Origin of the sequence: Pseudonocardia sp. UM4_GMWB1, from assembly GCF_017312155.1 — a bacterium.
GTDB lineage: Bacteria > Actinomycetota > Actinomycetes > Mycobacteriales > Pseudonocardiaceae > Pseudonocardia > Pseudonocardia alni.
Map to the genome: position 1 here is coordinate 4,327,941 of NZ_QJPN01000001.1, position 12,890 is coordinate 4,340,830.

At 77.5% G+C, this 12,890-nt stretch carries 8 protein-coding genes; all 8 read right to left on the minus strand.

Features of this window, described 5'->3' with window-relative positions; all coding sequences use genetic code 11:
• Window positions 1-13: 13 nt before the first annotated feature.
• Window positions 14-1,027 (minus strand): cell division protein FtsQ/DivIB, encoded by a 1,014-nt coding sequence (locus DMP15_RS20135; protein ID WP_073573920.1) that lies wholly within the window; start codon window positions 1,025-1,027, stop codon window positions 14-16.
• A 34-nt stretch (window positions 1,028-1,061) separates the two neighbouring features.
• On the minus strand, window positions 1,062-2,426 hold the full coding sequence (murC, locus tag DMP15_RS20140; RefSeq protein ID WP_202417275.1) for a UDP-N-acetylmuramate--L-alanine ligase: 1,365 nt from the start codon (window positions 2,424-2,426) through the stop codon (window positions 1,062-1,064).
• A gap of 47 nt (window positions 2,427-2,473) precedes the next feature.
• The gene (locus tag DMP15_RS20145) at window positions 2,474-3,550 is read right to left on the minus strand and encodes a UDP-N-acetylglucosamine--N-acetylmuramyl-(pentapeptide) pyrophosphoryl-undecaprenol N-acetylglucosamine transferase (protein ID WP_208623214.1); all 1,077 of its coding nucleotides are present in this window, start codon (window positions 3,548-3,550) and stop codon (window positions 2,474-2,476) included.
• Window positions 3,551-5,896: 2,346 nt separating this feature from the next.
• A complete protein-coding gene (ftsW, locus tag DMP15_RS20150) occupies window positions 5,897-7,177 on the minus strand; it encodes a putative lipid II flippase FtsW (protein WP_100880234.1) in 1,281 nt (426 codons plus the stop codon).
• A complete protein-coding gene (gene murD, locus DMP15_RS20155) occupies window positions 7,174-8,592 on the minus strand; it encodes a UDP-N-acetylmuramoyl-L-alanine--D-glutamate ligase (protein ID WP_337826297.1) in 1,419 nt (472 codons plus the stop codon). Before murD ends, ftsW begins: the two co-directional genes overlap by 4 nt.
• Complete coding sequence (gene mraY, locus DMP15_RS20160; RefSeq protein ID WP_062404548.1) at window positions 8,589-9,659, minus strand: phospho-N-acetylmuramoyl-pentapeptide-transferase; 1,071 nt, start codon at window positions 9,657-9,659, stop codon at window positions 8,589-8,591. Before mraY ends, murD begins: the two co-directional genes overlap by 4 nt.
• Window positions 9,656-11,101 (minus strand): UDP-N-acetylmuramoyl-tripeptide--D-alanyl-D-alanine ligase, encoded by a 1,446-nt coding sequence (locus DMP15_RS20165; protein ID WP_337826298.1) that lies wholly within the window; start codon window positions 11,099-11,101, stop codon window positions 9,656-9,658. Before DMP15_RS20165 ends, mraY begins: the two co-directional genes overlap by 4 nt.
• Before the next feature lie 94 nt (window positions 11,102-11,195).
• Entirely contained in the window at window positions 11,196-12,806 is a 1,611-nt protein-coding gene (locus DMP15_RS20170; RefSeq protein WP_167410107.1) for a UDP-N-acetylmuramoyl-L-alanyl-D-glutamate--2,6-diaminopimelate ligase, read from the minus strand.
• Window positions 12,807-12,890: the final 84 nt, after the last annotated feature.

Genomic DNA, 12,890 nt, shown 5'->3' on the forward strand with positions numbered 1-12,890 from the left:
CGGGTGCGGCGGGTCAGCGCTGCCGGACGGTGACCAGCGACGGGCTGGAGACGTCGTAGACGGCGCCCTCGCGCTGCAGCACCGGTCCGAGGACCCGGGCCCGGGCGGCGGTCCGGTCGGTGTCCGGCCACGGGCCCCACAGGACCCGCCGGTCCTCGGTGAGCCCCAGCTCGAAAGTGGATCCGCCCCCGCCGAGCGACAGCGACTGCACCTGGTCGCGGACCGGGACCGGCAGTGCCTGCAGGACACCGACCGCGGCGAGGGTGGCGGGGTCGTCCGGGGCGACGCGCGGCAGCTGGAGCCGGGGCAGCCGCACGTCGGGCGGGGCGTCGCGGTAGACGAATCCCGTGACGTCGACGAGCTTCGGTCCGTCCGGGGTGTCGAGCAGCGCGGCCGGGGTGCGTTCGGTCACGGCCACCACCAGGGTGTCCGGCCAGGACCGGTCGACCTCCACCGCGGCGACGCCGGGGATGGCCGACACGCGGGCGGCGACGCCGTCGGTGTCGACCGCGGCGAGCGGGACACCGGTCTGGTCGCCCGCGGCGGCCTCGACGTCGCGGACGGGGATCTGGCGGGTGCCGTCGACCCGCACGGTGGCCACCGGGGGGCCGTACCGGCCCAGCGCCCACCAGCCGGCCGCGGACACCCCGAGGAGCACGACGGCGGCGGTGGCCAGCAGAGCGACGAGGCGACGGCGCCGGTAGCGCGGGTCGCGGCTGCGGGACCGTTCGGCCGCGCGGGCCGCCGTGCGCTCCCGGACCGCGGCAGCCGCGCCGCGTCCGCTCCCCCGGTCCGCCGGCTCGGCCACCTCGCCGGTGTCGGCGGCCCGGTCGCCGGCGTCCTCGGGCTCGTCGGGGCCGTCGGCGGCGGGGGTCCCGGCGGCGGCACGGCGTTCGGCGGCGCGGCGCTCCCGGATGCGACGGGCGCGCTCGGCGGCGCGCCGCTCCTGCTCGGGATCACGGCGGCCCGGCGAGCGGGCACCGTCCCGGGCCCGGTCGTCGCCGGTGTCCTGCTCGTCGCTGCTCATCGTGCCCCCGCTGTGCCGCCGCCGTGTCGCGCGCTCACCCCTCGCCGGCGAGCTCCCGCAGGATCTCCGGCCCGAGCGCGGTGACGTCACCGGCGCCCATGGTGAGCACAACGTCGCCGTCGGTCGCGAGCGCGGCGATCGCCGCGGGTGTCCGCTCCCACGAGGGGGCTCGGTGCACCCGCCCGGCCGGCAACGTCACCGCGTCGGTGATGAGCGCCGGACCGACGCCGGGTTCGGGATCCTCCCGGGCACCGTAGACGTCGAGCACCATCACCTCGTCCGCCAGCGACAGCGACGCGCCGAACTCGGCGGCGAACAGCCGGGTGCGGGAGTACAGGTGCGGCTGGAACGCGACCAGGACGCGGCCGCGTCGCCCCTCGCGGACCGGCGCGGCCTCGCGGGCGGCGCGCAGGGTGGCGGCGACCTCGGTGGGGTGGTGGGCGTAGTCGTCGTAGACCGACACGCCGCGGGCGCGGCCCTTGAACTCGAACCGGCGCTGCACCCCGCCGAACCCGGCGAGGCCCTCCAGCAGCACGGCCGGGTCGGTCCCGACGGCGACGCCGGCGAGGAACGCACCGAGCGCGTTGAGGACCATGTGCTCGCCCGGGACGCCGAGGGTGAGCTCGTGCTCGGCGTCGCCGGTGCGGAACCGCGCACGGCAGCCGGTGCCGTCCGGGGTGAACTCGAGCAGCCGGGCGTCGTGCGGGCCGGTCGCGGTGCGGCCGTAGCGCAGCACGGTGACGCCCGACTCCTCCGCTCGCACCGCGACCTCGGCGGACCCCGGGTCGTCGGCGCAGGCGACCAGCGTCGCGCCGGGAACCAGCCGGTCCAGGAACCGCTCGAACACCGCCCGGTAGGCGGCCTCGTCGCCGTGGTGGTCGAGGTGGTCGGGCTCGACGTTGGTGACGATCGCGACCGACGGGGCGAACGCGGTGAACGAGCCGTCGCTCTCGTCGGCCTCGACGACGAACACGTCGCCGCTCCCGTGGTGGGCGCCCGACCCGGACACCGACAGGTCGCCGCCGATCGCGAACGACGGGTCGGCCCCGGCGTGCTGCAGGGCGACGGTGACCATCGACGTCGTCGAGGTCTTGCCGTGCGTCCCGGCGACGGCGACCAGCCGCCGTCCCTCGGTGAGCGCGGCCAGTGCGACCGCCCGGTGGACGACGTCGTAGCCGCGCTCGCGGGCGGCGGCCAGCTCCGGGTTGGTCTCCCGGATCGCGGTGGAGACGACCACGGTCGGCGGGGTCTCGCCGTCGTGGCGCAGGTGGCCGGCGTCGTGCCCGGTCTCGACGCGTGCGCCGAGCGCGCGCAGCGCGGTGACCGTGCGGGAGTCCCGCGCGTCGGACCCGGAGACGGTCGCTCCGCGGGCGAGCAGGATCCGCGCGATCCCGCTCATCCCGGCGCCGCCGATCCCGATGAGGTGGACGTGGTCGGAGAGCACGCTCACCGGCCCGCCACCTCCATGACGATGCGGGCGATCTTCTCGTCGGCCTCGCCGTGCCCGGCGGCGCGGGCGCGGCGGCCCATCGCGAGGGCCAGGTCGGGGTCGGTGAGCATCGGCATCAGCTCGTCGATCGCGCGTTCGCCGTTCATGTCCTCGTCCTGCACGAGCTTGCCGCCCCCGGCCTCGACGACCGGGCGGGCGTTGAGCGCCTGCTCACCGTTGCCGTGCGGCAGCGGCACGTACACCGCGGGCAGCCCGACGGCGGTGAGCTCGGCGACGGTGGTCATGCCGGACCGGCCGAGGACGACGTCCGCGGCGGCGTAGGCGAGGTCCATCCGCTCGATGTAGGGCACCGGCACGTAGCCGGGCCGCGGGTCGGCGGGGGTGCCGTTCTTCCCGTACGCGTGCAGGACCGAGATGCCCCGCTCGGTGAAGGCGGGCAGGGCCCCGGCGACCGCGTCGTTCAGGGTCCGGGAGCCCTGGGAGCCGCCGAAGACCAGCAGCACAGGGCCGTGCGGGGGGAGGTTGAAGTACGTCCGGGCCTCCGGCCGCAGCGACGCCCGGTCCAGGGTGGTGATCGAGCGGCGCAGCGGCATCCCGACCACCTCCTCGTTCGCGAGTCCGGTGCCGGGCACCGCGACGCAGACGGCGGAGGCGAACCGCGCACCGACCTTGTTGGCGAGCCCGGCGCGGGCGTTGGCCTCGTGCACGACGATCGGCACCCGGCCGCGGGCGCCGAGGTAGGCGGGCAGCGAGACGAACCCGCCGAACCCGACGACGACGTCGGCCTCCGCCGCCTCCAGCACCTCCCGGACCCGCTTCACCGCGCCCCGGACGTTGCCGGGGAGCTTGAACAGGTCGGCGGTGGGCTTGCGGGGCAGCGGCACCGGCGGGATCAGCTCGAGCGGGTAGCCGCGGGCCGGGATCAACTGGGTGTCGAGGCCCTTCTCGGTGCCGAGCGCGGTGACCCGGGCTCCCGGCACGAGCCGCCGGATCGCGTCGGCGACGGCCAGCGCGGGCTCGATGTGCCCGGCCGACCCACCCCCGGCGACGACGACCGACAGGCCGCCCCGCACCGGCGCCGGCGCCTGCTCCCCCGCGGGTCGCGTGGTGGCGGGGCCGAAGGTGCGGGTCGCGTCGGGGCCGGTGGGTCCGGGCACGCCGGGCCCGGGCACGCCATCGCCCTGCGGGATCTGCTGCGGGCCGTTCGGCTGAGGGCCGGGTCCCTGGGGGCCGGGTCCCTGAAGGCCGTGGGGCTGCGGACCGCCGGGCCCCTGGGGGGCAACCGGGCTCTGCGGTCCGGGTGCGACCGGGCCACCGGGGCCCTGCCACCCCGGTGCACCGGGCCCGCCGGGGCCGTACGGCGCGGGGGTGCCGGGGGCGGCCGGACCGAACCCGCCGGGGCCGACCGGGCGGAACGGGCCGGTTCCCGCCGGCCCCGGTCGGCCGGGGCCCGCGTACCCGGGCCCCTGACGTGCGGGGCCCTGCGGACCCGGCGCCTGCGGACCGGGACCCTGCGGACCCGGGCGGGCGGTGCCGGGGCCCTGCTGTCCGGGGCCCTGCTGTCCGGGGCCCTGCCGTCCGGGGGCGGCGGGGTGGTACGGGCCGGTGCCGGTCAGGGCGTTCGGGCCCGCCGGGCCGGGACGCCCGAACTGCTGCGGGCCGGGGCCACCGGGGACGGGGCCGTGGGGACCGGCGCCGGGACGTCCGGGCGCGTACGGACCGGGGGCGGACCTGCCGTGCGGCGGGACCGGGCCACGGGGACCGGTCGCTGCCAGCGCGCCCGGCTCGGGCCCGCTCTGCGGACCGGTGGCGGTGACGCCGGCGTGCTCACGCTCGCCGGGCTGCGCCGGGCGCTGCTGCGGGGCCGACGGGGTCCGGGCCTGCTGCCACCCGGTGCCCGACGGCGCGTCCGCCGAGGCGGCGGCCGGGAGCGCGGCGGCGTCGCCCGCGGGGTGCGCGACGGTCGGCGGCTCGCCGGCCGACTGTTCCCGGCGGGCCGGGGTGGATCCGGTGGAGTCCGGACCCGGGGTCGCCGGGCCGGTCTGCCGGGGCTCCTGCGGGCCGGTCCGCTGCGGGGTGCTCCCACCGGGGTCGGTCGCCGTGGGGTCCTCGGCCCCTGCGGTGCCCCGGCCGTCGGCGACGGGCTGCTGCGGGCCCGTCCCGGCGTCCGGTCCGGTCGTGTCGACCGTGTCCGGGCCGGTGGCGGCGTCGCTGCGGCCGCCGGGGGTCCGGGTGCCGTCGGTACCGGCGCCGGAGGGCGCAGCACCGTTCAGGGCGGCACCGTTCACGCCGGCGCCGTGCGGGGCCGCCGCGTGTGGTCCGGTGGTGTGCGGCGTGGTGACGGTGGGTCCGGTGTCCGTCGTCGGGGCGCCGGGGACGTGTGGCCCCGGACCGGCGGGGGCGGGGCCGACGGCGGGGCCGTCCTCCCCCGGGCCGGTGCGCGGCACGCCGTCCGCCGGGGCACCCGACCGGGTCGGGTCCGGGCCCCTGCGTCCGGTGCTCCCGCGAGGGGTGAACAGGTCGTCGGCCGCGCGGGGACGCGACGGCATCGCTCCGGGCGGCACCGGCCCCCCGGGCCGGCGGCGCGGCAGGCCGCCCGGCTGCTCTCCGGCGTCCTCGGTGGGTCGCGGTGCGCCGTCCAGGCCGCGCGGACCACCGTCCGGGGCGACGCCGTCCGGTCCGTGGGACACGCCGTTCGGGCCCTGCGGAGCGCCCTGGTCCCCGCCCTCGGCAGCGCCGCGCGGGACACCGTTGCGCGGGGCGCCGTTCCGGGAGCCGCCGCTCCGGGGGGCACCGTTCTGCGGAGCGGCGCTCTGCGGGGTGCCGTTGCGCAGGTCACCGTTGCGCGGGGCGTCGTGGCGGTCGGCACCGTTGCGTGCGATGCCGTTCCGCGGGCCGTCGTGGCGGTCGGCGCCGTCGGGCCCGAGGCCCTCGTGCGGGGCGCCGTTCGCCGGCCGGGCCGCGCTGCGGTCGCCGTGCGCGACGCCGTTCGTCCCCTGCGGCCCGTCGCCGCTGCGGGGGGCGCCCGGCCGGCGGGACTGCGCGTGCGGGTCCCACCCGGTACCGGGCAGCCGCTGCGGGCCACGCGGACCCGGCTCCACGGACGGCTGCGACGCGGGGACCTGCGCCGACGGGGTCTCCGGAGCAGCGGAGGCATCGAACAGGTCGGCACCCGACGGGGACTCCGTGGGCCAGCCCGGCCGGCCGCCCGTGCCGCCCGCCCCGTCCGGGCCACCGAAGACCACACCGTCCGGCCGAACCTCGTGGGGCCCGGGAGCACGGCCGCCCATGGTCGGACGCCGGCCGGGCTCCCGGCCCGAGCCGGTGCCGTCGTTCCCGCCGGTCTGATCCGTACCCGTCACGCTCTCGTGCCCCTTGCGTCGTCCGTCGTGTCCGCTCCCACTCGGAGTGGGAGCGCCCTAGCGCGCCGCCCACCGCGACACCGGTGCCGGTGCGCGGTAGGGCTGCGGCAACGGCAGGCGCAGCAGCTTCGCCAGCCGCCCCTGCCCGTCCTTCCGGAGCGCGGCGACCGCCTCCGGCTCGTGCCGGGCCGCGTTCGTGAGCAGCCCGAACAGGAACATGGTCACCACCAGCGAGGTACCGCCGGAGGAGATCAGCGGGAGCTGCAGCCCGGTCACCGGCAGCAGTCCCACGACGTACCCGATGTTGATCGACGCCTGCACGACCATGCCCGCCGTCGACGTCGCGACGACGATCCGCAGCCACGGGTCGGTGTTGCGGGCGGCGATCCGCATGCCGGTGTAGGCCAGCGTCGCGAAGAGCGCGAGTACCGCACCCGCCCCGACCAGGCCCAGCTCCTCGCCGATGATCGCGAAGATGAAGTCGTTGTGGGCGTTGGGCAGGTAGTCCCACTTCGCCCGGCCCTGGCCGAGGCCGACGCCGAACAGGCCGCCGTCGGCGAGCGCGTACAGCGCCTGCGTCGCCTGGTAGGCCGGGCCCAGCGGGTCCGCCGACGACGACAGGAACGCCGTGATCCGGCTGGCCCGGTACCCGGCGGTCAGCCCGAGGATCACCGCGCCGGCCAGGCCGCCGCCCGCGATCAGCGCGAGCAGCTTCACCGGGGCGCCGCCGAAGTACAGCAGCGCGAGCATGATGATCCCGACCGAGATCGTCATACCGAGGTCGGGCTCCAGCACGAGCAGCGTGAAGATCACCAGCGTCACCGGGACGACCGGGTTGAGGGCGTGCTTCCAGCGGTGCATCACGGCGCGGCGGGCGGCGAGCACGTGGGCGCCCCACAGCGTCAGCGCGATCTTCACGCCCTCCGACGGCTGCAGCGAGACCGGGCCGAACGCGAACCAGGACCGGGCGCCGCCGCGCAGCGCACCGATCCCCGGGATCAGCACCAGGACCAGCGCGACCAGGCCGATGATCAGCAGTACCGGTGCCGCGGCGCGCAGGCGACGCGGGGGGACCCGCAGGCCCACGTAGAACAGCACCAGCCCGACCGCGCAGAACATCAGCTGACGGGTGAACACCGAGTACGACGAGCCGTCGCCGACCGACGACGCGGACAGCACCATCACCAGCCCGAACAGGGTCAGCAGCCCGAAGACGCCGAGGATCAGGTGCAGCGAGGTCAGCGGGCGGCGCAGCCAGCGCCGCAGCCGCAGCACGGCCCCGCGGGTGCCGGTCACGGCGGCCTGGCCGAGCGTGCGGTCCGGCGCGGCCGGGCTCACCGGGACACCCCGGCGGCGGCCAGGCCGGCGACGGCGGCGGCGAACGCGTCGCCGCGGTGGGCGTAGTCGCGGAACTGGTCCATCGAGGCGGCGGCCGGGGCGAGCAGCACGACGTCGCCGGGGCGGGCCAGGCCGGACGCGCGGCGGACCGCGGCCGGCATCGGGTCCTGCGGGTCGGAGGGCGCCATCGGACCATCGTGTCCCGGCGCGACCTCCTCGACCGGGAGGCCGGGCGCGTGTCGCGTCAGCGCCTCGACGATCGGTGTCCGGTCCGTCCCGATCACGACGATCCCCGCCAGCCGCTCGGCGTGCGCGGCGGCGAGCCTGCCGAGCTCGGCCGGGTCGACACCCTTGAGCAGCCCGCCGACCACCCAGACGGCGCGGGCACCGGGCCGCCGGGCGGCGACGGCGGCCAGCGCGGCCCCGGCGGCGTGCGGGTTGGTCGCCTTGGAGTCGTCGAGGTAGGTGACACCGGCGTGCTCGCCGGCCGGGGCGCTGCGGTGCGGGCCGGGGGTGAACGCCGCCAGGGCGGCGCCGATGTGCTCCGGGTCCACGCCGTGCGCGCGGGCCAGCGCGGCCGCGGCGAGCGCGTCGGTGATCCCGGGCGGCCCCGGGGGGACGACGGCGTCGGCCGCCAGCAGTGCCCCGCCGCCGAACGCGCGGTCGGTCAGCACCCCGTCGGCGACGCCGAGCTGGTCCGGTCCGGGCCGGCCGAGGGTGACCCCGACGCGTCGCGGTGCCGGGGACTCCCCGAGCAGCCGTGCGGCCACCGGGTCGTCGACCCCGCCGACCGCGACGTCGCCCAGCAGTGCGCGTGCCTTGGCCGCGGCGTAGGCGTCCGTCCCGCCGTGCCAGTCCAGGTGGTCCTCGGCGACGTTGAGCACCACGCCCGCGGCCGGGCGCACCGACGGCGACCAGTGCAGCTGGAAGCTCGACAGCTCGACCGCGAGCACCGCGTGGCCCCCCGCGACCGCGGTGACCACCGGGTGGCCGATGTTGCCGCAGGCGACGGCGTCGACCCCGGCGCGCGCGAGGATCGCGGCGAGCATCTCGGTGGTGGTGGTCTTGCCGTTGGTGCCGGTCACGACCAGCCACGACGGCGGTGTGTCGCGCAGCGCGCCGAGCCGCCAGGCGAGCTCGGGCTCCCCGATGACCTCGACGCCGAGCCCGGTGGCCTCGGCGACCAGCGGGTGGTCCGGCCGGCGCCCGGGCGAGGTGACGACGGTGCGGACCCGCTCGGGGATCCCGCCGCCACGCCACGGCTCGACGCCGTCGGGCAGCGCGGCCAGCGCGTCCGCGCGGTCGTCGGACAGGAGCACCCGGGCCCCCGCATCCACCAGGGCCGTCGCGGCCGCGAGACCGGAGACACCGGCCCCCGCGACCAGGACCGGGTCCCCGCCGAACGGGCCGCTCACCCGGAACCCGACATGGACAGCCACTCGGAGTAGAAGATGCCCAGCCCCATCGCCGCGCAGATCGCGGCGAGCAGCCAGAACCGGATGATGACGGTGGTCTCGGCCCATCCGGCGAGCTCGAAGTGGTGGTGGAACGGCGCCATCCGGAACAGCCGGCGGCGCGAGGTGCGGAACACGATGATCTGCAGCGACACCGACAGCGCCTCGACCACGAACACGCCGCCGATGACGACGAGCAGCAGCTCGGTGCGGGTCACCATGGACAGCCCGGCGAGCAGGCCGCCCAGCGCGAGCGACCCGGTGTCGCCCATGAAGATGCGGGCCGGGGCGGCGTTCCACCAGAGGAACCCGATGCAGCCGCCCATCGCGGCGGCGGCGACCAGGCCGACGTCGAGCGGGTCGCGGACCTCGTAGCAGCCCGCGGTCGCGGCGATCGCGCAGTTGTTGCGGAACTGCCAGAACGCGATGATCACGTAGGTGCCGAGCACCATCGCGGCGGTACCGGCGGCCAGGCCGTCGAGGCCGTCGGTGAGGTTCACCGCGTTCGACCAGGCGGCGACGATCAGGTTGCACAGCAGCACGAACCCGACGACGCCGAAGCTCAGCACCGTGATGTCGCGGACGAACGACAGGCTCTCCGAGGCGGGCGCGAGGTTGCGCTCGTTCACGAAGCGCACCGCGAGCACACCGAAGATCGTCGCGGTCAGGACCTGGCCGACGATCTTGGAGGTCTTGTTCAGCCCGAGGTTGCGCTGACGACGGATCTTGAGGAAGTCGTCGAGGAACCCGACGACGCCCAGCGCGGTGGTCAGGAACAGCACCAGCAGCGCCGAGGCCGTGATCGGCTCCCGGGTGAACGCGTGCGAGCCCAGGTAGCCCACCCAGATGGCGAGCAGGATCGCCACGCCGCCCATCGTCGGCGTACCGCGCTTGGACTGGTGGCTCTGCGGGCCCTCCTCGCGGATCTCCTGGCCGAAGCCCTGCCGCGCGAAGAAGCGGATCAGGTACGGGGTGAGCAGGATCGACACCGCGAGCGCGAGACCCGCGGCCAGGAACAGGCCCCTCACCGGCACACCAGTCCTTCGGTCGTCAGCAGGCCGGCGGCGAGCCGCTCGAGCCCGGCGCTGCGGGAGGCCTTGACCAGCACGACGTCGCCGGGCCGGGTCCGCTCCCGCAGCAGGGTCAGGGCGGTGGGCACGTCGGCGACGTGCTCGGCGCCGGGCCCGTAGTCGGGTGCGCCGACGGCGACCACCCGGGCCCCGGCGGCGCGGGCGTTCTCCGCTGCCGCGGCGTGCTCGGCGGCCGCGCCGTCCCCGATCTCGGCCATCGGGCCGAGGACCGCCCAGGCCCGGCGGTCCGGGCCGGCGATCTGCCCGAGCGCGACGATCGCGGCACGGACGGACTCGGGGTTGGCGTTGTAGGCGTCGTTGACGACGGTCACCCCGTCGGCGCGGTCGGTGACCTCCATCCGCCAGCGCGACGCCGGTGTCGCGGCGGACAGCGCCGCCGCGATCCCGTCCGGGGTGCCGCCCAGCTCGAGGGCGACCGCGGCGGCGGCGAGCGCGTTGGAGACCTGGTGCTCCCCCACCAGCCGCAGCGCGACGTCGGCCGAACCGGCCGGGGTGACCAGCCGGAACGACGCCCGGCCCGCGGTCAGGGTGACGTCGGTGGCCCGCACGTGGGCGTCCGCGGCGCGTCCGAAGGTGACGACCCGGGCGGGGGTGCGGGTCGCCATGGCGGCGACCAGCTCGTCGTCGGCGTTGAGGACGGCGACGCCGCCCCGCCCGCCGGGCAGGTCACCCGGCGGCAGCGCCTCGACGAGCTCGCCCTTCGCCGTGGCGATCGCGGCGCGGGAGCCGAACTCGCCGAGGTGGGCGGACCCGACGTTGAGGACGACCCCGATCCGCGGTGGCGCGACCGCGCACAGCGCGGCGATGTGGCCGATCCCGCGGGCGGAGAACTCCAGCACGAGGTTGCGGGTGCCCGCGTCGGCGCGCAGCGCGGTGTACGGCGTCCCGAGCTCGTTGTTGAACGACTCCGGCGGCGCGACGGTCGGCCCCAGCGGGGACAGCACCGCGGCCAGCAGGTCCTTGGTGGAGGTCTTGCCCGCCGACCCGGTCACGCCGACGACGGCGAGCCCCGGCAGGGCGCCCAGCACGTGCCGGGCCAGGCGGCCCAGCCCGGCCAGGACGGCGGCGCCGGTCCCGTCGGGGTCGACCGCACCGAGGTGGGTGTGGCTGTCGCGGACCTCGACCGGCGGCACGACGACCGCGGGGGCGTCGACCTCGCGGCCCGCCAGCACCGCGGTCGCACCGCGGGTGACGGCCTGCGCGGCGAAGTCGTGGCCGTCGGCCCGCTCCCCCGGCAGCGCCAGGAACAGTCCGCCCGGCCCGATCCTCCGGGAGTCGAACTCGACGGCGGTGACCGGCGCGGCGGCGGTCCCGGTGTCGATGCGGTGCAGGCGGCCGCCGGTCACGGCCGCGATCTCCGCCGGCGTCATCTCGATCATCGCCCGCTCGCCTCCACCGGTCCGATCCGTCCTCCTGCCCGTGCGCAGCGCGTGCCGGGTGCCGGCACGCCCTGCCCTCCCGCCCCGCGGCGCGTCACGTCGCCGCCCGGATCGCCGCCACCAGCTCGTCGGTGTCGTCGAACGGGTACTTGACGCCGTTGATCTCCTGGCCGGCCTCGTGGCCCTTGCCGGCGACCACCACCGCGTCGCCCGGGCGGGCCGAGCGGACCGCGTAGACGATCGCGCTGCGCCGGTCGCCGATCTCGATGACGTCACCGCGGGCGGGCTCGCCGAACGCGCCGTCGAGCATCGCGCGGCGGATCGCGCCGGGCTCCTCGCTGCGGGGGTTGTCGTCGGTCACGACGAGCACGTCGGACCGGATCGCGGCCGCGGCGCCCATCAGCGGGCGCTTGCCGGTGTCGCGGTCCCCGCCGCAGCCGAGCACGGTGATCACCCGCGCGTGCGGGCGGACCTGGCGGCGCAGCGCGTCCAGCAGCGCGGCGACGGCGGCCGGCTTGTGCGCGTAGTCGACCACGCCCAGCCAGGGCTGACCGGCGTCGACGCGCTGCATCCGGCCCGGCACCGACGCCCGGGCGAACCCGGCCGCGGCCACCTCGGGGTCGATCCCGTCGGCGTCGAGCACGGCCAGCGCGACGAGCGCGTTCGCGACGTTGTAGCGGCCGGGCAGGCTCAGCGTGACCGGCACCGCGAGCCCGCCGGGGCCGACCGCGGTGAAGGTCTGGGTGCCGTCGGGGTGGGCGGTGAGGTCGCGGACCGTCCAGGTGGCGGGCGCGCCGCGCGGGTCGGAGGAGACGGTGACCGCGTCCCGGTGGCGGGCCGCCAGCCGGCGGCCCCACTCGTCGTCGACGCAGACGACGCCGTGCCGCGCGGCCTCCACGCCCGCCCCGCCGCCGCCGAACAGCCGGGCCTTGGCCTCGAAGTAGTCGGTCATCGTGGGGTGGAAGTCCAGGTGGTCCTGGGACAGGTTGGTGAAGGCCCCGGCGGTGAACCGGGACCCGCCGACCCGGCCGAGCGCGAGCGCGTGACTGGAGACCTCCATGGCCACGTCGGTCACGCCGGCCTCGACCATGACCGCGAACAGCGCCTGCAGGTCCGGTGCCTCGGGGGTGGTGAACGCGCTGGGCAGTGCCCGGGCCGGGTGGCCGGGGACCTGGACCCGGGTCCGCACGGTGCCGAGCAGACCGGTGGCCCTCCCGGCCGCGGTCAGGCCCGCCTCCAGCAGGTGGGCGACGGTCGTCTTGCCCGAGGTGCCGGTCACCCCGAGCACCCGCAGGCGGGCGGTGGGCTCGCCGTAGACGGCGGCCGAGACCGGGCCGAGGACCTCGCGCGGGTTCGGGTGCACCAGCACCGGGAGCCGGGAGTGCCGGATCTCGGGGCGGTCCGCGCCCGCGCCGTCGGTGAGGATCGCGCCGGCGCCCGAGGCGATGGCCTGTGCGGCGAAGTCGGCGCCGTGGGCGCGGGCGCCGGGCAGGGCCGCGAACAGGTCGCCGGGGCGCACCGAGCCCGCCCGCAGGGTGGCGCCGGTGACGGTGTGCGGTCCGGCCGCGGGGTCGAGCAGCGGGCCGGGCCCGCTGCCCGCGGTGCGCGGGTTCAGCTCGGCGCCGGCGAGCCGCCCGAGCAGGGCGACGTCGACCGGGCGCACCTGCGACGGGCGGTCCGGCAGCGACTCGAGGGATCCCGCCACGTCACCCGTCCCCGTCCGGTCGCCCTGCACGCCACCCGGCCCGCCGCCGAGCGCGGATCCGCCGGTGCTCCGGGAGCGGGCGGT

Coding starts and splice junctions, on each gene's coding strand:
- DMP15_RS20135 (WP_073573920.1), bottom strand. CDS start 1,027: ATGAGCAGCGACGAGCAGGACACCGGCGACGACCGGGCCCGGGACGGT.
- murC (WP_202417275.1), bottom strand. CDS start 2,426: ATGAGCGGGATCGCGCGGATCCTGCTCGCCCGCGGAGCGACCGTCTCC.
- DMP15_RS20165 (WP_337826298.1), bottom strand. CDS start 11,101: ATGATCGAGATGACGCCGGCGGAGATCGCGGCCGTGACCGGCGGCCGC.